General features: G+C 60.4%; 24 protein-coding genes and 1 pseudogene. 17 read left to right on the top strand and 8 right to left on the bottom strand.

What is annotated here, in order from left to right; translation table 11 throughout:
* Positions 1 to 108: 108 nt before the first annotated feature.
* The gene (gene hemJ / locus HNQ36_RS09640) at positions 109 to 531 is read right to left on the bottom strand and encodes a protoporphyrinogen oxidase HemJ (RefSeq protein ID WP_184084200.1); all 423 of its coding nucleotides are present in this window, start codon (positions 529 to 531) and stop codon (positions 109 to 111) included.
* 537 nt (positions 532 to 1,068) lie between these two features.
* Between hemJ and HNQ36_RS09635 the strand changes: the two genes are divergently transcribed.
* From HNQ36_RS09635 to dnaQ, 4 genes are read left to right on the top strand one after another with little or no spacing between them, the layout of a single operon-like run.
* The gene (locus HNQ36_RS09635) at positions 1,069 to 1,911 is read left to right on the top strand and encodes a pyruvate, water dikinase regulatory protein (RefSeq protein WP_046828141.1); all 843 of its coding nucleotides are present in this window, start codon (positions 1,069 to 1,071) and stop codon (positions 1,909 to 1,911) included.
* Positions 1,908 to 2,516: a Maf family protein gene (locus HNQ36_RS09630; protein WP_184084198.1), complete on the top strand. Its 609-nt coding sequence runs from the start codon at positions 1,908 to 1,910 to the stop codon at positions 2,514 to 2,516. The genes HNQ36_RS09635 and HNQ36_RS09630 overlap by 4 nt, the downstream gene beginning before the upstream one ends.
* A 14-nt stretch (positions 2,517 to 2,530) precedes the next feature.
* On the top strand, positions 2,531 to 3,130 hold the full coding sequence (coaE, locus tag HNQ36_RS09625) for a dephospho-CoA kinase (protein ID WP_184085903.1): 600 nt from the start codon (positions 2,531 to 2,533) through the stop codon (positions 3,128 to 3,130).
* Between the two features lie 30 nt (positions 3,131 to 3,160).
* Positions 3,161 to 3,856 (top strand): DNA polymerase III subunit epsilon, encoded by a 696-nt coding sequence (gene dnaQ / locus HNQ36_RS09620; protein WP_184084196.1) that lies wholly within the window; start codon positions 3,161 to 3,163, stop codon positions 3,854 to 3,856.
* 38 nt (positions 3,857 to 3,894) lie between these two features.
* On the opposite strand, the gene secB is transcribed toward dnaQ, so the two are convergent.
* Positions 3,895 to 4,377 (bottom strand): protein-export chaperone SecB, encoded by a 483-nt coding sequence (secB, locus tag HNQ36_RS09615; RefSeq protein WP_046828138.1) that lies wholly within the window; start codon positions 4,375 to 4,377, stop codon positions 3,895 to 3,897.
* A 402-nt stretch (positions 4,378 to 4,779) separates the two neighbouring features.
* Between secB and HNQ36_RS09610 the strand changes: the two genes are divergently transcribed.
* The 3 genes from HNQ36_RS09610 to HNQ36_RS09600 are packed head-to-tail and all read left to right on the top strand — an operon-like array spanning position 4,780 to position 7,731.
* Complete coding sequence (locus HNQ36_RS09610; RefSeq protein ID WP_184084194.1) at positions 4,780 to 5,481, top strand: Tim44/TimA family putative adaptor protein; 702 nt, start codon at positions 4,780 to 4,782, stop codon at positions 5,479 to 5,481.
* Positions 5,459 to 7,150 carry a murein transglycosylase A gene (mltA, locus tag HNQ36_RS09605; protein WP_184085901.1) on the top strand — a complete coding sequence of 564 codons (1,692 nt, stop codon included), beginning with the start codon at positions 5,459 to 5,461 and terminating at the stop codon, positions 7,148 to 7,150. The genes HNQ36_RS09610 and mltA overlap by 23 nt, the downstream gene beginning before the upstream one ends.
* Complete coding sequence (locus HNQ36_RS09600; protein ID WP_184084192.1) at positions 7,147 to 7,731, top strand: Smr/MutS family protein; 585 nt, start codon at positions 7,147 to 7,149, stop codon at positions 7,729 to 7,731. Before mltA ends, HNQ36_RS09600 begins: the two co-directional genes overlap by 4 nt.
* 70 nt (positions 7,732 to 7,801) lie before the next feature.
* Here the strand turns inward: HNQ36_RS09600 and hslU are convergent, their stop codons facing one another.
* Genes hslU through hslV form a run of 3 tightly spaced genes read right to left on the bottom strand, consistent with a single transcriptional unit; the run spans position 7,802 to position 10,145 of the window.
* Positions 7,802 to 9,103, bottom strand: a complete 1,302-nt coding sequence (gene hslU / locus HNQ36_RS09595; protein ID WP_184084190.1) for an ATP-dependent protease ATPase subunit HslU — start codon at positions 9,101 to 9,103, stop codon at positions 7,802 to 7,804.
* Complete coding sequence (locus HNQ36_RS09590) at positions 9,100 to 9,591, bottom strand: GNAT family N-acetyltransferase (RefSeq protein WP_184084188.1); 492 nt, start codon at positions 9,589 to 9,591, stop codon at positions 9,100 to 9,102. Before HNQ36_RS09590 ends, hslU begins: the two co-directional genes overlap by 4 nt.
* The gene (gene hslV, locus HNQ36_RS09585) at positions 9,591 to 10,145 is read right to left on the bottom strand and encodes an ATP-dependent protease subunit HslV (RefSeq protein WP_184084186.1); all 555 of its coding nucleotides are present in this window, start codon (positions 10,143 to 10,145) and stop codon (positions 9,591 to 9,593) included. The genes HNQ36_RS09590 and hslV overlap by 1 nt, the downstream gene beginning before the upstream one ends.
* Before the next feature lie 195 nt (positions 10,146 to 10,340).
* Here hslV and hisB point away from each other — a divergent pair, with 195 nt between their 5' ends.
* The 7 genes from hisB to coaA all read left to right on the top strand — a co-directional run bounded on the left by hisB (position 10,341) and on the right by coaA (position 15,132).
* Positions 10,341 to 10,934: an imidazoleglycerol-phosphate dehydratase HisB gene (gene hisB, locus HNQ36_RS09580; protein WP_019199261.1), complete on the top strand. Its 594-nt coding sequence runs from the start codon at positions 10,341 to 10,343 to the stop codon at positions 10,932 to 10,934.
* A gap of 106 nt (positions 10,935 to 11,040) precedes the next feature.
* Complete coding sequence (locus HNQ36_RS09575; protein WP_184084184.1) at positions 11,041 to 11,544, top strand: DUF2628 domain-containing protein; 504 nt, start codon at positions 11,041 to 11,043, stop codon at positions 11,542 to 11,544.
* On the top strand, positions 11,541 to 12,191 hold the full coding sequence (gene hisH, locus HNQ36_RS09570; RefSeq protein ID WP_184084182.1) for an imidazole glycerol phosphate synthase subunit HisH: 651 nt from the start codon (positions 11,541 to 11,543) through the stop codon (positions 12,189 to 12,191). The genes HNQ36_RS09575 and hisH overlap by 4 nt, the downstream gene beginning before the upstream one ends.
* Positions 12,188 to 12,928, top strand: coding sequence for a 1-(5-phosphoribosyl)-5-[(5-phosphoribosylamino)methylideneamino]imidazole-4-carboxamide isomerase (gene hisA, locus HNQ36_RS09565; protein ID WP_184084180.1), 741 nt, complete (start codon positions 12,188 to 12,190; stop codon positions 12,926 to 12,928). The genes hisH and hisA overlap by 4 nt, the downstream gene beginning before the upstream one ends.
* 11 nt (positions 12,929 to 12,939) lie before the next feature.
* Positions 12,940 to 13,716, top strand: a complete 777-nt coding sequence (gene hisF / locus HNQ36_RS09560) for an imidazole glycerol phosphate synthase subunit HisF (protein WP_184084178.1) — start codon at positions 12,940 to 12,942, stop codon at positions 13,714 to 13,716.
* Positions 13,717 to 13,797: 81 nt separating this feature from the next.
* Complete coding sequence (locus tag HNQ36_RS09555; protein ID WP_184084176.1) at positions 13,798 to 14,121, top strand: phosphoribosyl-ATP diphosphatase; 324 nt, start codon at positions 13,798 to 13,800, stop codon at positions 14,119 to 14,121.
* Positions 14,122 to 14,175: 54 nt separating this feature from the next.
* Complete coding sequence (coaA, locus tag HNQ36_RS09550) at positions 14,176 to 15,132, top strand: type I pantothenate kinase (RefSeq protein ID WP_184084174.1); 957 nt, start codon at positions 14,176 to 14,178, stop codon at positions 15,130 to 15,132.
* 9 nt (positions 15,133 to 15,141) lie between these two features.
* Here coaA and olsB read toward each other — a convergent pair whose 3' ends face one another.
* From olsB to HNQ36_RS09535, 3 genes are all read right to left on the bottom strand, one after another.
* Positions 15,142 to 16,161, bottom strand: coding sequence for a l-ornithine N(alpha)-acyltransferase (gene olsB, locus HNQ36_RS09545; RefSeq protein WP_184084172.1), 1,020 nt, complete (start codon positions 16,159 to 16,161; stop codon positions 15,142 to 15,144).
* A gap of 106 nt (positions 16,162 to 16,267) precedes the next feature.
* Complete coding sequence (locus HNQ36_RS09540; RefSeq protein WP_184084170.1) at positions 16,268 to 18,520, bottom strand: ATP-binding protein; 2,253 nt, start codon at positions 18,518 to 18,520, stop codon at positions 16,268 to 16,270.
* Between the two features lie 152 nt (positions 18,521 to 18,672).
* Positions 18,673 to 18,870, bottom strand: a complete 198-nt coding sequence (locus HNQ36_RS09535; RefSeq protein WP_246395385.1) for a hypothetical protein — start codon at positions 18,868 to 18,870, stop codon at positions 18,673 to 18,675.
* Between HNQ36_RS09535 and HNQ36_RS09530 the strand changes: the two are divergent.
* From HNQ36_RS09530 to HNQ36_RS09520, 3 genes and pseudogenes are all read left to right on the top strand, one after another.
* Positions 18,847 to 18,924, top strand: a pseudogene (locus HNQ36_RS09530) (ATP-binding protein); the annotation flags it as partial. The gene HNQ36_RS09535 and the pseudogene HNQ36_RS09530 overlap by 24 nt on opposite strands.
* A 44-nt stretch (positions 18,925 to 18,968) precedes the next feature.
* The gene (locus HNQ36_RS09525) at positions 18,969 to 20,780 is read left to right on the top strand and encodes an ORC-CDC6 family AAA ATPase (protein WP_184084168.1); all 1,812 of its coding nucleotides are present in this window, start codon (positions 18,969 to 18,971) and stop codon (positions 20,778 to 20,780) included.
* A gap of 35 nt (positions 20,781 to 20,815) precedes the next feature.
* A complete protein-coding gene (locus HNQ36_RS09520; protein WP_210311994.1) occupies positions 20,816 to 21,805 on the top strand; it encodes a hypothetical protein in 990 nt (329 codons plus the stop codon).
* Positions 21,806 to 22,199: the final 394 nt, after the last annotated feature.

Genomic DNA, 22,199 nt, shown 5'->3' with positions numbered 1-22,199 from the left:
ACCGGGACTCAACCACATCCGCCTGCGTTCGGTGGGATGACAGATATATAGAAAATCGTCCGGCTCCACGCAAGGCGATCATTGCCGCAGAGCCTGAAGCTGGCCGCTCTAGAACGGCTTGACGATCACCAGAATCACGATACCGATCATCAAAACCGTCGGTACCTCATTGATAATACGATAGAATTTCTGATTTCTGGTATTCGCATCGTTGGCGAAATCCCGCACCCGGGCTGCGAAAAATCCATGAACACCCGACAGAATCAGCACCAGTGCGAATTTCGCGTGAAACCAGCCGGAAACATACCAACCGCCCTGCCAAACCAGCCACAAACCAGCCAGCCAGGTCACGATCATCGCCGGATCGATGATCGCCCGGAGCAATCGTCGCTCCATCACCTTGAAAGTTTCGGATTGCTTCGAGCCAACCTCGGCATCGCAGTGGTAAACGAACAATCGCGGCAGATAGAGCATGCCGGCCATCCACGAGATGACCGCGACCACATGCAGCGCCTTGATCCATTCGTACATGGGGATAATCTTCAACTACCAATTTGTTGAACTGCTAAGCCAGTCAGTGTTTCGAGGCTGACGACTGCACGCGAAGACAGAAACCAAACGTTGCTCGGTGTGTTGAGCAACATCGCTAGATGACGCGAGAAGAGGTCTGTCCGCAAGCACGACTTCCTTAAAGAATCCTTTTTAGATTCTTAGTTTGAGTCAGTGTAACCGTGATTAGCGCTCGCGCATCGCTCTCCCGTATTTGTCCAGTGTTCGTCCACATGCCGCCGGTTTATACCCGGTGTTGGATCGGACGAGCACGGCGGAAAATAAGCCGATAGTTTCAAGCGCTTGAGTGTTACGGGCTTGGCATTATCCCAAGACAAATCCACACAACCCCGCTACCATCCCGGCAAAGGTTAGATTTCATCCCGAAATCAGTGCTGTGAATGAAAGAGCGAGTTATCCCGGGCGGTGCGGTCCACCGCCGGATTGAGGCGAATATGCCCACAGGGATTCACAGCTATTCACAGTCGCCGGATTGAGCGGAAACGGATTCGAGACGTCATGGCGACCACCTCCGGCAGTTATTTTCACCTCCACATGATTTCCGATTCGACTGGTGAGACGCTGATCACAGTCGCGCGCGCGGTGGCCGCGCAGTATTCCAACGTGTCGCCGGTGGAGCATGTCTATCCGCTGGTCCGCAGCCAGAAGCAGCTCGACCGCGTGCTCGCGGAAATCGAGGAAGCGCCGGGGATCGTGCTGTTCACGCTACTGGAGAAAGATCTGGTCGAGCGGCTTGAGGCAAAGTGCCAGGAAATCAACATTCCGAGCCTCTCGATCATCGGTCCGGTGATGCAGCTGTTCCAGGCTTATCTCGGCACCGAGACCTCACGCCGCGTCGGCGCGCAGCACACCCTCAACGCGGAGTATTTCAAGCGCATCGACGCGCTGAATTATTCGATGATGCACGACGACGGTCAGCATGTCGAAGGCCTTGAGGAGGCCGACGTGGTTCTTGTCGGTGTTTCGCGAACATCGAAGACACCGACCTCGATCTATCTCGCCAATCGCGGCGTTCGAACTGCGAATGTGCCGCTGGTGCCGGGAATTCCGATTCCGCATCAGCTCGAAACCCTGAAGAAACCGCTGGTGGTCAGCCTTCATGCCACGCCTGAGCGATTGATCCAGGTCAGGCAGAACCGTTTGCTCGGCATCGGCAGAACCGGGGACGATAACTATATCGATCGCCAGTCAGTGACCGAGGAAGTTGCTTTCGCACGCAAGCTGAGTGTGAAGTTCGACTGGGCATTGCTCGACGTTACGCGCCGGTCGATTGAGGAAACCGCGGCGGCGATCATGAAGCTGTACGCCGATCGTCAGCGTCAGAAAGCACCAGAAACGTGACGGTCTGGCGTGAACGGCAATCCTTGATTCTTGCATCGCAAAGCGCTGTGCGTAAAAGCCTGCTTGCAAACGCGGGGATCGCGGTCGAGACGATCCCTGCCGACATCGACGAACGTGCGATCCAGCAGAGCTCGGGATTGAAAGATCCGGGCGAAATCGCAGCCCTTCTCGCTTGCGAAAAAGCGACATTCATTTCTGCGAAATTCCCTGATCGCTACGTCGTCGGCGCCGACCAGACGCTGGCGCTCGGCGATCAGCTTTTCAGCAAGCCCGCGAATCGTGCTGCTGCAGAGGCACAAATCACCACACTGTCCGGCCAGACTCACGCATTGCACAGCGCGGTTAGCGTCGTGAAAGGTAGAGTGACGCTGTTTTCCCACGTCAGTGTTGCGCGCATGACGATGCGCGCTCTCACTGGCAGCGAGATTGCTGCCTATGTCGATGAAGCGGGCGACGCCGTCACGGCAAGCGTCGGCGCCTATCAACTGGAGCGCACCGGGGTGCATCTGTTCGATCGCATCGAGGGCGATCATTTTACAATTCTGGGATTGCCGCTGCTGCCGGTGCTTGCTTTTCTGCGCAGCCGGAATCTGCTGGCTGTATGACGAAAGATTTGCCGATGCTGTTGCTGGGTTTGACGGGTTCGATCGGAATGGGGAAGTCGACCACCGCGAAGTTGTTTCAGGAAGCCGGGGTGCCGGTCTACGATGCCGACGCCACCGTTCATAAGGTCTATGAAGGTGAGGCCGCGCCGGCGGTCGAGGCGGCGTTTCCCGGCAGCACCGTGGACGGCAAGGTGGACCGGCAGAAGCTCTCGGCCATGGTGTTGAACAATGCCGACGCCATGAAACGGCTTGAGACCATCGTGCATCCGATGCTGCGCAGCCATCAGCTCAAGTTTCTCAGCGATGCGGAAACTTCCGGCGCGCCGGTGGCGGTGCTCGATGTGCCTTTGCTGTACGAGACCGGCGGCGAAAACCGGGTCGATGCGGTGGTGGTGGTAACGACAACGCCGGAAATCCAGCGCGAACGTATCCTGACGCGGGACAACATGACACCTGAGAAGCTGGACGCCATTCTGGCGCGCCAGTTGCCCGACGCGGAAAAGCGCAAACGCGCGGATTTTGTGGTGGACACCTCCCACGGTCTGGACCCGGTGCGGCAGCGGATCGGTGAAATCCTCCGCGAAGTCGTTAAAATGCCGAGGCGGCGAAACTGATTCGCTGATATCGCACCCGGCATATCCATCATGCGCGAAATCGTTCTCGATACCGAAACCACAGGCCTTGATCCGCTGCGCGGCGATCGCCTGGTCGAGATCGGCTGCGTCGAGATGGTCAACCGGATGCCGACCGGGCAGACGTTTCACGTCTATCTCAATCCCGAACGCGACATGCCGCAGGAAGCGTTCAATGTGCATGGCCTGTCGAGCGAGTTCCTTGCCGACAAGCCGCTGTTCGCGGCGGTGGCGGAAGATTTTCTGACATTCATCGCGGACGCGCCGCTGGTCATCCACAATGCGTCGTTCGATATCGGCTTCATCAATGCGGAATTGACCAAGGTCTCGCGAGCGGCAATCCCGCGCGACCGTCTGGTCGATACGCTGACGCTGGCCCGACGCAAGCATCCCGGCGTGTCGAACCGGCTCGACGATCTGTGCTCGCGCTACGCCATCGATAATTCCCGCCGCACCAAGCACGGCGCGCTGCTCGACGCGGAACTGCTGGCGGAAGTCTATATCGATCTGATCGGCGCGCGGCAGTCGCAGCTCATTCTGTCCGAAACGCGCCAGTCGTTCGGCGCCGGACAAATCGATGCACCGCGCCGGCAGCGCGAGGTGCCGCTTGCGCCGCGCGTGACCGAGGCGGACACGGCCGCGCATGCCGCATTCGTCGCGACGCTCGGCGGCACGCCGATCTGGAACGAATTCTCAAAAGAAGATTAAAGCGAAGCGATTTTCGCTTCGCGCAGCGATAACCGAGCTCAGCTCGGCTTGCCCTGCTGCTGCTCGGCCTGACGCGCCATATTCTGGCGATAGAGGCCGACGAAATCGACCGGATCGAGCATCAGCGGCGGGAAGCCGCCGGCGCGCACCGACGACGCCACGATCTCGCGGGCGAACGGGAACAATAGCCGCGGGCATTCGATCATGATGAACGGGTGCATGCTGTCCTGCGGCACGTTCTGAATGCGAAACACGCCGGCATAGATCAGTTCGAACGCAAACAGCACGAAGTTGTCGTTCTCGGCCTTGCCCTCGATCGACAGCGCGACCTCGAAGTCATGCTCGGCAACCGGAGTGGCGGTGACGTTGATCTGAATATTGATGGTGGGTTGCTTGTCCTGGTTGGCCAGCGACGCCGGGGAGTTCGGATTCTCGAACGAGAAATCCTTGATGTACTGCGCCAGAACGTTGAACTGGGGCGGAGCCGCGTTCTCGAGAGGTGCACCGTTGCCGTTGGTCATAAATATTCGCTCCGAGAATGTGGAAACGAGATCGCCCAGGAGCGATCCGTCCGGGAACTGCCTCTGAAAAGGCATCCGTTGGCGGCGAAAGTCCGCGTCCGGACAGGACAGGCCCTTGTCGGGGCGAGTGGCTATCATAGCCTTGCCTCATTCGACAAGGACGATGGGTGCATTCTGTTGTGTTTCGGTTGGCCGCAACCGCTGGATCGGGTAGAATTGCGCGAAATCGGCGTTTGAATGCCCCAAACCTTGTCTTTTGGGCACTTCAAGCGCGGCATATAGCGATGTTGGCTGGATCGGATTTCGTGCCTACATGTGACGGAACGAACGCCTCTATAACCCCGTTTCAACCCGGGAAGCCGCGCGAGCGGCGTGCAGCACCGATCAGAAAGTGAATGCGACGTGGATATTTACACCATCATTTTTCTGGCCTTGGCCGTCTTCATCTTCTTGCGGTTGCGCAATGTGTTGGGACAGCGGACCGGCGACGAGCGGCCGCCGTTCGATCGCGCGGGCCGTGATGTTCTGCGCGGGGCGCCGGACAATGTCGTGCCGATGCCGGGCAAGACCATCGATCAGGCGCCGCTGGCGCCGTCCGGAGATCCGGCTGTCGTGCCCGATCGCTGGAAAGGAATTGCCGAATCCGGATCGGCGCTCGCGCGCGGTCTCGATCAGATTGCCGTCTCCGACCCGTCGTTCGACGCGCAGCATTTCCTCAGCGGCGCGAAAAGCGCCTATGAGATGATCGTGCTGGCTTTTGCCAACGGTGACCGCCGCGCGCTGAAGGATTTGTTGTCGTCCGAGGTCTACGAAGGATTCGAGGCCGCGATCAAGGAACGCGAACAGCGCGGCGAGCGAGTCGAGACGCGTTTCGCGTCGATCGACAAGGCCGAGATCGTCAATGCCGAAACGCGCGATCGCGCCGCTCAGATCACCATCCGGTTCGTGTCCCAGATGATCTCGGTGACGCGCGACAAGGCTGGCACCGTCGTCGATGGCAACGCGGAAAAGCTCACCGATGTCACAGATGTCTGGACGTTTGCCCGTGACATCGCTTCGCGCGATCCGAACTGGAAGCTGGTTGGGACGGAAAGCGGACAATAAAGAATTTGCCACGCCCGGCGTGCGAGCCGGGCGCTTTGGCGCGTGGCTGAGCGCCGGAGCCGCTGGGCTTTTCGCAGCCGGTCTTGCAATCACAGACGTTGAGGCCAGATCGGCCGGCCGTAATGTCTCTCACGATCATCATGAAGCTCCGAAGCGCGGACCGGTTGTCTGGCCGCTGGTCGTTCCCGACGGGCAATATGCACCGCTGAAATGGAGCGGGGTCGTGGGTTGGGCCGACGACGATCCGCTTCCGGCCTTCAAGACGTTTCGCACCAGCTGCAAGCCGATCGCTGCGCAGAAAAGTCCGATCGCTGACAGCAAGGCGCTCGGCACCTCGCTGCGCGATCCCTGCATTGCCGCCCGCGCCGAGGATATTTCCGAGAGCGCCAAGGCGCGCGAATTCTTCGAGAAAAATTTCACCCCGTTGCAGATTTCGCGGATCGGCGAGGATGCGGGCTTTGTAACCGGGTACTACGAGCCCATCGTCGACGGCTCGCGGGTGCAGACCGATGTCTACAACGTGCCTGTTTACCGGCGGCCGTCGAACCTGTTCGTGCGCGGATATTCGCAGGCCAATGCCAGCATGCCCAACAAGGGACAGGTGTTCCGCAAGGTCGGGCGGCGCAAGCTGGTGCCTTACTACGACCGCGCCGAGATTGAGGACGGCGCGATTGCGGGGCGCGGTCTCGAGGTGGTTTGGTTGAAGAGCCAGACCGATCTGCTGTTCATCCAGATTCAGGGTTCGGCGCGGATCAAGCTCGAGGACGGATCAATCGTGCGCATCAACTACGATGCGCATAACGGTTATCCCTATACGCCGGTCGGGCGAGTGCTTATTGAGCGCAACATCATTCCCAAAGACCAGATGTCGATGCAGAAGATTCGCGAATACATGGAGACGAGCCCGGATGCGGCGAAGGAATTGCGCCGGTTCAACCGCTCTTATGTGTTCTTCCGCGAGGTGAAGTTGGCGGCGGACGACGAAGCGGTCGGCGCACAGGGCGTGCCGCTGACAGCCGGACGATCGATCGCCGTCGACAAGTCGCTGCATGTCTACGGCACGCCGTTCTTTATCGAAGGCAATCTGCCGATTGAATCCGACACGTCGAACACGCCGTTCCGCAAGCTGATGATTGCGCAGGATACCGGCTCGGCGATTATCGGCCCCGCGCGCGCGGACATCTATTTCGGCGCGGGCGCCGATGCGGGCCGCGTCGCAGGCCGCCTGAAAAATCCGGCGCGATTTGTAATGCTGTTGCCGAACAGCCTCGATCCGGTGGCGCGCGGCAAGACCATGCCGCTGCCGGAAGACCGGCCGTCGGCCACCATCGCGAAACTGTTTCCGCAAACCGAGCCTGCCAAGGAAACTCCGAAGGAGCCGGTCAAGGAAGTTTCCAAGGAAACTTCCAAGGACGCGTCGAAAGAGCAGCCCAAGGATTCTTCGAAGGATTCGGCGAAGAGCGCTCCGTCCAAGGACCAGCCGGCCGCGGCCCAGACGCCAACCGTGGCAACAGCGCCCGCCGTTGCGGCCCCCGCGCCGGTTGCGCAGGCGGTGCCGTTGCCGGAAGCCCGTCCCAAAACCGCGCCGGATGTTGCGTCAGCGGCGACCGTCAAACCTGATACGCCGCGTCGCAAGCGTCATCACCGGCGTTATCGTCATCGCCAATGAAGCGTCCGCGCAATCTCGATCCGCCGCCATCGCCCCGGCGCAAGCGCGCGCTGAGCCGCGAAGAAGCCGAACTATGGGAAAACGTGACGAAGCAGGCCAAGCCGCTGCGCAGGAGATCGCGTCCGGCGAAAGGCTCGCTGGAAATTGTCGAAGAAGCTCCGGCGACGTCGAATTCCGCGCCGTCGCTAAAACTTCCAGCCACGATCAGAAAAATTCCGAGTCCGCCTCCCGCGCCGCCGCCGCTTGCGCCGCTGGGGCGGCGTGAGCGATCAAAGCTCTCGCGCGGCAGGAAAGACATCGACGCGCGGCTCGATCTGCATGGCATGACCCAGACCAGGGCGCATCGCATGCTGCTGAACTTTCTGCAGCACGCGCAGGCCGATGGGATGAGCTTCGTTCTCGTCATCACCGGCAAGGGCCGCACTGTCGGGCCGGAGTCGGAGCGCGGTGTGTTGCGCCGTCAGGTGCCGCATTGGCTCGGCCTGCCGGAATTCCGCAGCCTCATCGTCGGCTTCGAGGAAGCTCACATCGGCCATGGCGGCGAGGGCGCACTGTATGTGCGCGTGCGGCGCGCGCGGTAGCAAGCACAGCCGCTTTCGCGGGGATGACATCAAAAATGTGGCGAGTCTCGCAGGAGAACTCGCGCCGTTGCTACAGAATGAACCGGCTTAGATCCGTGTTCTTCGCCAGATCGCCGATATGCTTCTGCACGTAGGCTGCGTCGATCGTGATGGTCTGACCGCCCATATCGGGCGCATGGAACGACGTCTCGTCCAGCACGCGCTCCATCACCGTCTGCAGGCGGCGCGCACCGATATTCTCGATGGTCGAGTTCACCGCCACGGCGACATCGGCCAGCGCGTCGATGCCGTCGTCGGTGATGTTGAGCGTGACGCCTTCGGTCTGCATCAGCGCGACATATTGCTTAAGCAGTGAGGCCTCCGGCTCGGTGAGGATGCGGCGCATGTCGTCGCGCGTCAGCGCCTGCAGCTCGACGCGGATCGGCAAACGGCCCTGCAATTCGGGCAGCAGGTCGGAGGGCTTGGCGATATGGAACGCGCCCGACGCAATGAAGAGAATGTGGTCGGTCTTCACCGCGCCGTGCTTGGTGGACACCGTGGTGCCTTCGATCAGCGGCAGCAGGTCGCGCTGCACGCCTTCGCGGGACACGTCGCCGGCCCGCGCGCCGTCGCGCACGCAGATCTTGTCGATCTCGTCGAGGAAGACGATGCCGTTGTTCTCCACCGCCTGCACGGCTTCCTGCGTCAGCTGATCGCTATCCAGCAGCTTGTCGCTTTCCTCGTTGACGAGGATTTCGTGGGAGTCGGCCACGCTCAGGCGGCGAGTCTTGGTCCGGCCGCCCATCTTGCCGAAAATATCGCCGATCGAGATCGAGCCGACCTGCGCGCCGGGCATGCCCGGAATCTCGAACATCGGCGTGCCGCCGGACGATTGGGTCTCGATCTCGATTTCCTTGTCGTTCAACTCGCCCGCCCGCAGTTTCTTGCGGAACGAATCGCGTGTCGCCGCGCCGGCGTTGGCGCCGACCAGCGCGTCGAGCACGCGGTCCTCGGCGGCCTGTTGCGCGCGCGCCTGCACATCCTTCCGCTTGCGCTCGCGGGTCTGCAGGATCGCGACCTCGACGAGATCGCGCACGATCTGCTCGACGTCGCGGCCGACATAGCCCACTTCAGTGAACTTGGTGGCCTCGACCTTGATGAACGGCGCACCGGCGAGGCGCGCCAGCCGCCGCGCGATTTCGGTCTTGCCGACGCCGGTCGGCCCGATCATCAGGATGTTCTTCGGCAGCACTTCCTCGCGCAGCGAGCCGGTCAGTTGCTGCCGCCGCCAGCGGTTGCGCAGCGCGATGGAGACGGCGCGCTTGGCGTCGCCCTGTCCGACGATGAAGCGATCGAGTTCGGAAACAATTTCGCGAGGGGAGAAGTCTGTCATGGATTGCGTACCATCAAGAGAGCAGGTCCTTCGAGCGTATCGACCATGCGTTCCTTGCGGAAGCCGGCCTTTTCATAAGCCCTGATCGCGCGTGCATTGTCAGGGTCGGGATCGGTAATGACGCGAGGCGCGCCGTTTGCGAATAACTGATCGGCAAAGACGCGAATGAAAGCCGAGCCGTGGCCATGATTGATCATGTCGGGGTCGCCGATGAACTGGTCAATGGCTCTTGTGCCGTCAGGATGCTCGCGGAACGCGTCGTCCGGCCAGGCCTTGAGGTCGAAGCTCTGGATGTAACCGAACGCTTGTCCGTCCGCTGTTACGATAAACTGTTCCATCGCAGGCTCGCTGAGGTCGCCGCTGACGATGGCAAACTGCTCATCTGGATCGCCCCACCACTCCACGACCTCCGGAGTTGCCAGCCACAGCCGGATCATCGGCAGGTCGCCAGCCGTCATCGGAACGAACTGGTAGCCATCAGCAGGCATCAAGCACTCGTCAGCGCTTCGATGGTAACGTTGCGGTTGGTGTAGACGCAGATGTCGGCGGCGATATCGAGCGAGCGGCGCACGATGGCCTCGGCGTCTTGGTCGGAATCGGCCAGGGCACGCGCGGCGGCCAGCGCGTAGTTGCCGCCGGAGCCAATCGCCATCACGCCGTGTTCCGGCTCCAGCACGTCGCCGGTGCCGGTCAGCACCAGCGAGACGTCCTTGTCGGCCACGATCATCATCGCTTCCAGGCGGCGCAGATAACGGTCGGTGCGCCAGTCCTTGGCCAGTTCGACGGCGGCCCGGGTCAACTGGCCGGGATACTGCTCGAGCTTGGCCTCGAGGCGCTCGAACAGGGTGAAGGCGTCGGCGGTGGCCCCGGCGAATCCGCCGATGACGTCGCCCTTGCCGAGCTTGCGGACCTTTTTGGCGTTGGACTTGATAACGGTCTGGCCGATGGAAACCTGCCCGTCGCCACCGATGACCACTTTGCCGCCCTTGCGGACCGTGAGAATGGTGGTCCCGTGCCAGATCTCAGGCTGTGATGCTTGCATGAATACCTCGTTGAAGGGCCTGATCTAGGCACTGGCGCCGGCGGTTGCAATTGGTCCGCCGGTGCGGCGAATTCCGGTCACCATATCTGAAAACTCAGGCAAAAATCGCGTCATCCCGCAGTAGCGAAGGCGTCATGTGCCTGTTAAAAGGACGCTCTTTCCCAAGAGTTCTGAGGCGTTCGGAGAGCACTTTTCATGCGCACGGCCACCATCAAGCGCAAGACCAAGGAAACCGACATCATGGTGTCGGTCAATCTGGACGGCACCGGCATATCCAATGTCGCGACCGGCATCGGATTCTTCGATCATATGCTGGATCTCCTGGCGCGGCATTCGCGCATCGACATCACCGTACAGGCCGACGGCGATCTCCATATCGATTACCACCACACCACGGAAGATGTCGGCATTGCGCTCGGGCAGGCTGTGAAGCAGGCGCTCGGCGACATGAAGGGCATTACCCGCTACGCCAGCATCCATATGCCGATGGACGAGACGCTGTCGCGCGTCGTTATCGACATTTCCGGGCGGCCGGTGCTGGTGTTCAAGGCCGAATTCCCGCGCGACAAGATCGGTGAGTTCGACACCGAGCTGGTGCGCGAGTGGTTCAACGCCTTCGCAATCAATGCCGGCGTGACGCTGCATGTCGAGACGCTGTATGGCGAGAACAACCATCATATCGCCGAGTCCTGCTTCAAGGGCCTGGCGCGCGCGCTCCGTGCCGCGGTTGCGATCGATCCGCGCGCCGCGGGCGAAATTCCCTCGACCAAGGGCACGCTCGGCGGCTGATTTGACCTGAAGCGCATGCCGGGCATGCGCTGGAATTCACTTTTGGACCATCGTGCGGTGCACGATCTTTCGTGGATCGTGCGCAACGGGGTTCCGGAGAACGATCATGGCGGTTTACACGGTTCACGGGCCGGCGAGCTATTACGGCACCGATGTGCGCACGGCGCCGGAGCAGCTCGTGTTCGTGCGGGACGGATTTTATGTCTGGGCCTTCGTCGCCTCCATCCTTTGGTTGCTCTGGCACCGGCTATGGCTGGCGACGTTCGGCTATCTCGTGATCACGATCGCGGCGGAAGTCGCAATGTGGTCGTTCGGCGTGGGGTCGGGCGCGCGCTTTCTGGTGATGGGCGTCATCGCATTGCTGTTCGGTCTTGAGGCCGGCTCGCTGCGGCGCTGGAAGCTGTCGCGCCGCAAATGGCGCCAGCTCGATATCGTGGTGGCGGATTCGGAAGAAGCCGCCGAGCGCCGCTTCTTCGAGCGCTGGAACGCCAAGACGGCGCGCGACGGCAATCGCGGCAACGCGAGTTCACCGCCGCCGTTGCCGCGTGCATCGCTGACGCAGTCGGAGAGCGTGATCGGCTTGTTTCCTGAACCTGGAGCGTCGCGTTGAGCGTTGCCATTATCGATTACGGCTCCGGCAATCTGCACTCGGCGGCGAAGGCTTTCGAGCGCGCCGCGCGCAGCATGGAGCAGCCGCAAAAAATCGTCGTCACGCGCGATCCCGATACCGTGTTCCGCGCCGATCGGATTGTCCTGCCGGGCGTCGGTGCGTTCGCGGATTGCCGCAAGGGTCTCGATGGCCTGAACGGCATGGTGGATGCGATGACGGAAGCGGTGCGCGACAAGGCGCGGCCGTTCTTCGGCATTTGCGTCGGCATGCAGCTGATGGCGACGCAGGGCAAGGAATATGTCACCACGCCGGGCCTCGACTGGATCGCGGGCGATGTCGTGAAGATTTCGCCGAACGAAGAGAATCTGAAAATTCCGCACATGGGCTGGAACACGCTCGATCTGGTGCGCGAGCATCCGGTGCTGGAGCGGCTGCCGCTCGGCGACAAGGGCCGCCACGCCTATTTCGTGCACTCGTATCACCTGAACGCGGCGGATGAAGCCGATGTCGTGGCGCGCGCCGACTACGGCGGGCCGGTGACGGCCATCGTGGCCAAGGACACCGCGATCGGCACGCAGTTTCACCCCGAAAAGAGCCAGCGTTTTGGTCTCGCCCTGATCTCGAATTTTCTGAAGTGGAAGCCGTGATTCTCTTTCCCGCTATCGATCTCAAGAACGGCCAGTGCGTGCGCCTCGAGCAGGGCGACATGGCGCGCGCGACCGTATTCAATCTCGATCCGGCCGCGCAGGCGAAAACCTTCGAGACTCAGGGCTTCGAATATCTTCACGTGGTCGATCTCGACGGCGCGTTCGCCGGCAAGCCCGTGAATGCGCAAGCGGTCGAGAGCATGCTCAAGGTCGTGAAGTTTCCGGTGCAGCTCGGCGGCGGTATCCGCGATCTTGCGACGATTGAGGCCTGGCTGTCCAAGGGCATCCGCCGCGTTATCATCGGCACCGCTGCGGTGCGCGATCCGGCGCTGGTGAAGGAAGCCGCGAAGAAATTTCCGGGTCGGGTTGCGGTGGGTCTCGACGCGCGCGACGGCAAGGTCGCGGTTGAGGGCTGGGCGGAAACCTCGACTGTTACCGCGCTCGACATCGCGCAGCGATTCGAGGATGCCGGCGTCGCCGCGATCATCTTCACCGACATCGCCCGCGACGGGCTGCTGAAAGGCCTCAACCTCGACGCGACCATTGCGCTAGCTGACGCGATCTCGATTCCGGTGATCGCGTCCGGTGGCTTCGCGTCCATTGCGGACGTGAAAGCGATGCTGTCGCCGCGCGCCAAAAAGCTGGAAGGCGCGATTTCCGGCCGCGCGCTGTACGACGGCCGTGTCGATCCGGCGGAGGCACTGACGCTGATCCGCAACGCGCGCGCGGCGGCATAGGGACGGCAACGATGTTCAAGGCCCGTGTCATTCCCTGTCTCGACGTCAAGGACGGCCGTGTCGTCAAGGGCGTCAATTTCGTTGACCTGCGCGACGCCGGCGATCCGGTCGAGGCTGCGATTGCCTATGACGCGGCGGGCGCAGACGAACTCTGCTTTCTAGACATCAATGCTACTCACGAAAATCGCGGCACGATGCTCGATGTGGTGCGGCGGACGGCGGAAGCCTGCTTCATGCCGCTGACCGTCGGCGGCGGCGTGCGCAAGGTCGAGGACATCCGCACGCTTCTGACCTACGGGGCCGACAAGGTGTCGATCAATTCGGCGGCGGTGTCGCGGCGCGAGTTCGTCAAGGAAGCGGCAGAAAAATTCGGCGACCAGTGCATCGTGGTTGCGATCGACGCCAAGCGTGTTCCGCGCGCAGGCAATTCGGATCGTTGGGAAATTTTCACCCATGGCGGGCGCAAGTCCACCGGTATCGACGCCATCGAATACGCGCAGGAAGTGGTCTCGCTGGGCGCGGGAGAAATCCTGCTGACCTCGATGGACCGCGACGGCACCCGGCAGGGCTTCGACATTCCGCTGACCCGCGCCATCGCCGACAGCGTGAACGTCCCGGTGATCGCCTCGGGCGGAGTCGGCAACCTCGACCACCTGGTGGCGGGCATCCGCGAGGGACACGCCACGGCTGTGCTGGCTGCGTCGATCTTCCATTTCGGCGAGTTCACCATCCGTCAGGCCAAGGACCATATGGTCCGCGCCGGGCTGCCGATGCGGCTCGATCCATGAGCGCGGCCGTATGCCAAATACCTGAATCAGATCAACTCTTTGCGCTCCCTACCGGGGTACGGAAGTGATAGAAGGCGCTTTATGAGCCGTTTTACGATCCACGATCTGGCCGCCACCATCGACGCCCGCGCGGCGTCGGGAGGAGAGGCGTCCTATACCCGCAAGCTGCTGGACAAAGGCCCTGATCACTGCGCCAAGAAACTGGGCGAGGAGGCGGTGGAAACCGTCATCGCGGCCATCGAGAACGACCGTGGCCATCTGATCGCCGAAAGCGCCGATCTGATCTTCCATCTTCTGGTGCTGCTGAAATCGCGCGGCATCGGCCTGACGGAAGTCGAGGACGCGCTGGCGCAGCGGACGCAAATGTCCGGGCTTGAAGAGAAAGCCGCGCGCAAGCGCGATTAGTTCATTTCCGGCAGGTGCGGGGACACGCGCCGGCCGGACAGGAGGGAATGGCTCATGGATGTGAGAGCCGAACAGGTTCAGTACAATCCCTATCGTGTTTTCTCGCGCGCGCAGTGGGCCGCGTTGCGCGACGACATGCCGATGACTTTGACCGCCGAAGAAATCGCGCGGATGCATTCGATGCACGACCGCCTCGACATGAAGGAGGTCGAGGAAATCTACCTGCCGCTGTCGCGCCTGCTGTCGTTCTATGTCGCAGCGGCCCAGCGGCTGTTCGTGGCGCAGCGGCACTTCCTCGGCATCGAGGACCGCAAGATGCCCTACATCATCGGCGTCGCCGGTTCGGTGGCGGTTGGAAAATCAACCACGGCGCGCGTGCTGCAGGCGCTGCTGGCGCGCTGGTCGCCGCGCCCCAAGGTCGATCTCGTCACCACCGACGGCTTCCTGTTTCCGAACAAGGTTCTTGAGCGCGAAGGCCTGATGCAGAAGAAGGGCTTTCCCGAAAGCTACGATCTTCCCGCGCTGCTCAGCTTCCTGTCCGACATCAAGGCGGGACGGCGGCCGGTACGCGCGCCGGTCTATTCGCATCTGACCTATGACGTCATTCCGAACGAGGGCGTCGAAATCGACCGCCCCGACATTCTGATCGTCGAAGGCGTCAACGTGCTGCAGACCGGGCGCCTGCCGCGCGACGGCAAGGCTGTTCCTTATGTGTCGGACTTCTTCGACTTCTCGGTTTATATCGACGCGGAAGAACCGATTCTGCGCGAGTGGTATGTCGAGCGCTTTCTCACTCTGCGGGACACGGCGTTCCGCGATCCGCGATCCTATTTCAGCCGCTATGCCAAGCTGTCCGACAATGAAGCGACCGAACAGGCGCTTTCACTCTGGACCGGCATCAACCTCGTCAATCTTGAAGAGAACATCCTGCCGACCAGACCGCGCGCGACGCTGATCCTGAAAAAGGGCGGCGATCACGTCATCGAGACGGTTCAGTTGCGCCGCTTGTAACGGGACGCCTTACGCCGCGTGACGCGTTGCGCCAGCGCCGAAGTGATCGAGGTAGCGACCCGAGATCGCTGACACCGGCATCACGATCAGAACGTCGGTGGTGCCGAACTGGTGATCGACCACCGCGCCGTCGCCGACGAACGCACCGACCCGCAGATAGCCTTTGATCAGCGGCGGCAGCATCCGCAACGCGGCCTTGGTATCGATCTCTTCCTTCGCAATACGATTCATTTCCACCCGGCGCGATGGATGCGCGCTGGCGCGCCAGCCCTCGGGGGCGGCGGCGAAGTGATGCAGGAACGACAGCGGCAAGGCCAGACGATCGGGGTTGGTGCCCTCGAAACTTGCGCAGCCGATCATCACGTCGAGATTATGCCGGCGCACGTAACTCCAGACGCCGTGCCACAAGAGTTCGACGGTGCGCTTGGTGCGGTAGGGCGGCAGCACGCAGGAGCGGCCCAGTTCGAGAAACTTCAAGCCGGACTGGCGTTGCATCAGGCCGGTGATGTCGAATTCGTCGCCGGTATAGAAACCGCCATGCTTTTCGGCGACGTCCTGACGCAACAGGCGATAGGTTCCGACCACGGGCTGCTTGCCGCTCATCGTCGGCTTGGCGGCATGATCGATCACCATCAGGTGGTCGCAGATCTTGTCGAACGAATCCTTGTCGCGCTGCGCGAACATGGTCGCGGCGTCGGCAATGGCTGAACCGTTCTTGTAAAACACCTTGTAGCGCAGCTTCTGCGCGCGCTTCACGTCGCTCTTGGTTTGTGCGAGACGAACTTCCAGCGAACCGATTTTCCCGAGTTGCGCCGAGGCTGGCTGCAACATGTTCGGCACGGCCTCGCCACGCAGGCCGGGCATCAGCCATGTCGCGGCAGCCGTCGCCGCCGACTTCGCATGGGCGGGCCGGAGCATCTGGACCAGCGGATTTTGGCGAAACGCTTCAAGCGGGCTGCGAACGGCCTGCCGTTCAAGCAACCTGGAATTTGCATCCGGCTTCGCAGGCGCCGGTTTGTTGCCGCTCATGGCTTCCTCGCGGCTGCGCGCATTGATTCGCCAAGCGCAGCCCTGAGGCTTCAATAATCATGATCCTGATACGGATTTATGACATCGCGCGCACGCGAAGTCCTGTCTAGGCGATAACCGTTTGCGATGCAGGAAGCGCAGCGAGCGCCTCAGTCAGCTTGTCGCGATCGAGCGGCTTGATCAGAAAGCCGTCCATTCCGGCCTCGAAACAAGCGTAGCGATCGTCCACCAGTGTGTTCGCCGTCAGCGCGAGGATCGTCGTTCGCCGCGGGCTGCGTCCCGCCTCATGGGCGCGGATGCGCCTCGTCGCGGTCATGCCGTCGAGCTTCGGCATCTGGATGTCCATCAGCACAACGTCGTAGGGCGTGCCGGCGCTGTCGGCCGCGAGCCATGATTCAAGGGCCTGCTCGCCGTCGGTGGTGATGACAGGCCGATGACCGAGCCGCGTCAGCAGAGAGCGGATCAGCAGCGCGTTGATCTCGTTGTCTTCCGCCACGAGAATCGAAAGGGCGCGCGACGAAGCATTTTCTGCGGTGGCATCCGGCGTTTCCATCACGACTGCATCGTCGTCGGGCAGGTCCGGCACCAGCGCTGCGCCGGAGGATGTCAGGCGCGCGGCCAGCGAGGCGGCGCGCAACGGCTTCACCAGATAGGCCGTATACAATGCGGTAATCGCAGGCGTCATGTCGCGGCGCTCCGCCGGCGTGAACATCGCGATCCGGTGGGCGGTATGGCGCAGCGCCGCCTCGCCGAGATCGCGCAACTGCGTGTCGCCGCTGCTGCAATCGACCAGCACGGCATACCATGATCGCTCTGGCGGCAGCGCGCGTGCAATCGATGCGTCGGCCACGGTGCAGGTCTGCGCGCCCCAGCGCTCCAGCCGCCGCGCGATCAGCGAGGCTTCGATGCTCTGCGGCGCCACCAGCATGATCGACTTGTCGGTCAGGTCGGGTGCAACGAAGGCGGAAGCCGCGCTGTCGCCGCTGTTCGCGGCAGCAAGCGGTATCGAAAATGCGAACGTTGCGCCTTCGCCTTCGGCGCTCTCCAGGGTGATCCGCCCGCCCATGCGCCGGACGATGCGCTCACTGATGCTGAGCCCGAGACCCGTGCCGCCGTAGTTGCGCGCGGTGCCCTCGGAGGCCTGCTCGAATTCGCGGAAGATTCGCTGCTGTGCTTCCGGGGCAATGCCGATGCCGGTGTCGCGCACAAGGAACGACACTTCACCCGGCCAGATGCCCGGCTCGACAATCAGCGCGACACCCCCGGTCTGCGTGAACTTGATGGCGTTACCGGCGAGATTGAGCAGTACCTGGCGCAGCCGTGCTGCGTCGCCGATCACGTTCTGCGGCAGGCGTTCATCGACATAGGACGCGATCTCGAGTTTGCGCGCCTGCGCGCGGGGCGCGAGCAGTTCGGTGATGTCCTCGACCATGGCGGCGAGCGCAAAGGGGCGCTGTTCGAGGTCGATCTTGCCGGCTTCGATCTTGGAGAAATCGAGCAGTTCGTCGATCAGCGCCATCAGGGCGTCGCCGGACGTTTTCATCGCCTTGGCGTAAGTGGTCTGCTCCGCGGTCAGCGTGGTGTCGAGCAGGAGGTTGCTCATGCCGAGGATACCGTTCAGCGGCGTGCGGATTTCATGCGACGCCATGGCGAGGAATTTCGACTTCGCGCGGTTGGCGGAGTTGGCAAGGTCGCGCGCTTCGGCCAGCGCGCGCTCGGTTTCGGCGCGGTCGGTGACGTCGCGCCCGACGCATTGCAGGTCGGCGGGTTGATGAGCGTCGCTGCGGATCAGGCCCTCGCGCCAGGCGACCCAGCGCGGGCCCAGCGCACTGTCGATCTTCTGGTCGTGGACGCGGGTGCCGTTCGGCTCGATCGCGATCGCGCCCTGTTCCAGTACGGGCAGCGTGAAACGGGTGCCGATCAGGGCCTCGCGCGGCTTGCGGGCGAGCGCGCAGTACGCGTCGTTGACCGAGGTAATGATGCCGTCGCCGTCCCGCAGGACGATCAGGTCGCTTTGGGATTCGAACAGGCTGCGGGCGTGTTCCTCGGCGCTTTTCAGTTCCCAGTTGCGATCGACCAGCGATTCGTTGTGCATCTCGATCTTGCGCATTTTCTTGCGCAGCCAGCGCATCCGCATGCTGAGCGTCGCCAGCGCGACACAGGCCAGTGCGAACAGGAAACTCGCGCCCAGCGCAAAGGCGTGCGGATCGTAAGCTTCAGTCCGGCTTCCCGTAATGAATCCGTAGGCTCCGCCAAAGGTCGCGGAGAAGATCATCGCCGAGCGGATCGTGACGCTGATCCAGGGATGGCGGCGGGCAAAACGGCGGAAGCGCGATCTGATGCGCAAGACTCGCAACATTAAGGGCCGCTCCGCGGTTGGGTGAAGGTCTGCGCGAGAATGTGTTGGGGGACGTTTCGAAGTGTTTGAAGCGCCTGTGGATCGTCGGCGGCGATACAATCGTGGCTAACGAGACGTTAACGCCAATTCTTGTCGCCGAGTCTGGTGCAAGCTCACATCGAGCGCTCGGCCATGCGGACGCGGCGTCCGGCGCCGACCACGAGCGCCGCGGCGTCGCGGGTGCTGAACGTGTGCGACTGCACGAAGATGCGGTAGTCCGCGCCGGGATTTTGCGACAGGTAGATCACCGGCTCCGACGCGGAGGCGTGGGCGGCGATGCTGACGAACGATGCGTCCGCGCGCCGCATCATTCCGCAAGCATGGCCGCGCTGACCGGCGGCGGCATGCGCGCCAAGCCCGGCGAGCGGGCAATGTGGTCGTTGTTGGAATGCAAGGCTCCGGGAAGAGTATGTTGCTCACACTTTTGCGAACGGAAACTCGCTTAAAATACGAGCAAACACAAACAGAGTTTCCCGTACCAAAGGATCGCCGTCGCTTCATATCTTGCGCTGTAAACCTTGCGCACAGCAATTCTACGGATTTCGGATACCGGGACTGGCACGACGACGATCCTATGGAAGTGGAAATGTTGTTCGGCGATTTCGTGAATGCATTGCTCGCCAGCGACCTGCTCCGCTCGATTCAGCTTTACGTCGAGCAAGGCTCTAAGCAACTGCTCGAAGAGGTCGGTGTACTACAGCCGACCAGTCATGCACTTGACGAATTCGCGCAAGTAGTGGCGAACAGGGGTATCTGGAACGGTGGTCTTAGTGGGGCGCGTACATGGAACGAACTCCAACAGCGTCTTCAAGCTCGTGTGAGGGAATACCGGAGTTTTCTTCACCGCAGAACACGGGCAATTCCAACGAATATTCTTGAGACAAAAACCTCTATAGGCGAGCCGGTCGGAGAACTGGCGGATCTTCTGCGTGAGCAGCACGTTTTGGCGCCAGAAACCAATGTATTTGTAGATATCGATCAATATGAGGAGTTAGGCAATATCCGTACCGGTCCCCGTGTAAGCCGACCTGTCGACTATAGGAGTGTTATCAACCGCGCAATTGCTCGCCGTGATCCGCGAGTATCTTACCGCATTGGCTCGCGCCGCCACTCTTGGAGGAGTCACAATCGAATCTTCGGATCGGAAGGCCGACTCGAAGAGGAGCGTGACTATAAGTTTGTAGATCTCGACATACTGCTGAAGCGTGGAGAGAATCGGAAAACATACATTTTTCCGGCATTTGCCGATGACGTATTTCAGAGGCGCATGAAAGTTTCGGGAATTGCGAGCGATGGCGAAACAATTGAAGTCGAAAGGATTTACGGAAAATCCGAGACACCCGACCAAAAGGGAAAGCTTTACAACAAGTCTGTAGAGCGTTCTTACCCGTCCGATTGGCGAGAGAGCACTAAGAAGCGGCTTGCCACTTTGGCGGCCAACCATCCTCTCTCTGCAAGACTGGGCGAAGCATGGATACGGCAAAAGGGTGATCGGGACGATCTCGAAGTTCGAGACAGTAACTTACCTTGGGAGAAACAGTTCTATTGGCGGAAGGAACGTATTGACCTTGCTCTCCTACAGTTGGCTTCTGCGAACCAACAGAGACCTATCTACTCTGGCGCTGAAGAGATCTTCGATTTGTCGAACGGGAATATATTGGTTTTTATAAGCATCAATCAGCATATCTGGGACCAATACCTCAGGTTCGCAGCGAACCGAAGTGATGTTGATCATGGTATTCCAAAGATCGGGCGCGACCTTCAGAGCGTTGGAATTTTTAAGGCCAGCGAACATTGGTACATGAAGATAGCTGAAGAAACAGGAAAAAGCGCCGAGCGCCTGCGCTTCATTTCAGAAGTAGCGAGAGTGCTGCGTGAACGAGTAATGAGCGATCGTAAGATGACTTATCCAGGAGCATCTGGATTCTCACTTAAGGAATCAGAGCTTGACGCGTTTCCAAAAGTGCGAGCCTTTCTCGAGGAACTGTCGGACTACAGCAATCTCATCATGCTTCCTCACACGACGAAGGATAAGGATCGGGCATTTAGATTCAAATGGTATTTCAGCCCTATACTCTGTCCATATCTTCGACTTCCTTACAAGCGCATCAAAGAGCCGTACTATGCAACGATAAAGGAGCTGGCTTTCTGGCTCGAGAGTGCCGGTGTATCCAGCGTCTTTTCGCAGCCAAATAAGCCCACTCAACAGTCTCTTTTGTGATGAAGTTCGTTCCCTGGGGAGAGCTGAGTTGGTTGATGCCCAAACTTCATGGGCGTAGCTGGGCTTTTATTGGGTGCATTTCTCACGAGGAGCGATGCTTCTCGTCTTTTAGCGCTGTTGCTGGCTCCCAGGTCAACCCAACATTCGTACGTATCTTCGACGAAGACCCTATTGATGTTGACGCCGAGCTTGTTAGCTTGGATGCCCAAAAAGAGATTGCAATAGCGAAAAATATTCCATCTACGCGGATCGTAGATGCGGATCTACTCGCTACCGTCGACACAATCGAGAGAATACTTACAGAGGCGATAGGGTCCTCTTCCGCTGTTATTATCGATATAACTTCATTTCCTAAGCGATGGTTTTTTGTGATTGCCCGACTTGCAAAGGCGAACGATACGCTGGCCGATATAATTTATACCTACTCCCTCGGGGATCGTTACGCGCGTAGTCTTTCTTCGAATCCCGAGATCGTTCGCACCATACCGACCTTTACATCTCTTGACCGCCGGTCGGTCTGCGACGTTGCATTGGTTGGAATTGGATACCACAGCCAAAGCGTGCTTAATCTGTTCGACATTGAAAGGCCGAAGTCCGTTACGATGTTGTTTCCGTTTCCGCCGGGCCCCCCTGGAATCTCTCGTAATTGGAAGTCCGTGGAACGACTAGAAATGTCCATACGAACTGACTCTGACGCACTCACTCTGGATAATAGCGGAGTGACCCACCTTCATCTTGGGGCGCTTGACCTTCCTCAAAATTTCGATGCGATTAGACAGGTAACAGATCAGGGACACCGCACCTCGCTCGTGGCTCCCTATGGCCCTAAACCAGTCTCATTAGCGATGTGCCTTTTTGCGCTCGCTGCAGAAACGGCGGGGAGACCGGACGTCCCGGCATATTATTCGCAGCCAACGCGTTACGCCTTGGACTACACCACTGGTATTTCAACCAAAGGTGACGGAGCGCCTTCTGTGTTCGGATACCCTGTTCGGCTCCGATCAAAAGAACTTTACGTTATATAGTTTTAGTTCTTTTCGTTTGTAGTATGCCTGCGCCCCGATTAGTTGGGCTCAACTGATGATACAATGCTCATTCTATCATCAGTGCCGATCCGCCAATGGCGGCCGTCGTGCATGTCAGCCACCATAGGCGGCAACTCGCAGAGCTGTCGCTTCATTGGGCGAGATCAGTGCGTCCAATCTTAGCCCTTTAAAACATAAACCAGCGTTTATGTTTGACGATATCTCCTAGATGACCGATGAGGTCCCATTAAACCATCGCCGCTCTGAAACCGACTAGCAGACCACGCTTGCGGCACAGGTTGTGACCTGCACCCCTGAAACGCCCTCGATTTTGAGTTAGGATTTCTGTTCTCCAGCCAGGAGACAGACGATGCGTAAGAGCAGGTTTACCGAA

The sequence above is a fragment of the Afipia massiliensis genome, from assembly GCF_014203115.1.
GTDB lineage: Bacteria > Pseudomonadota > Alphaproteobacteria > Rhizobiales > Xanthobacteraceae > Afipia > Afipia massiliensis.
Note: the sequence above shows the minus strand (reverse complement) of the source record. Positions and strands in the feature narration are given on the sequence as shown.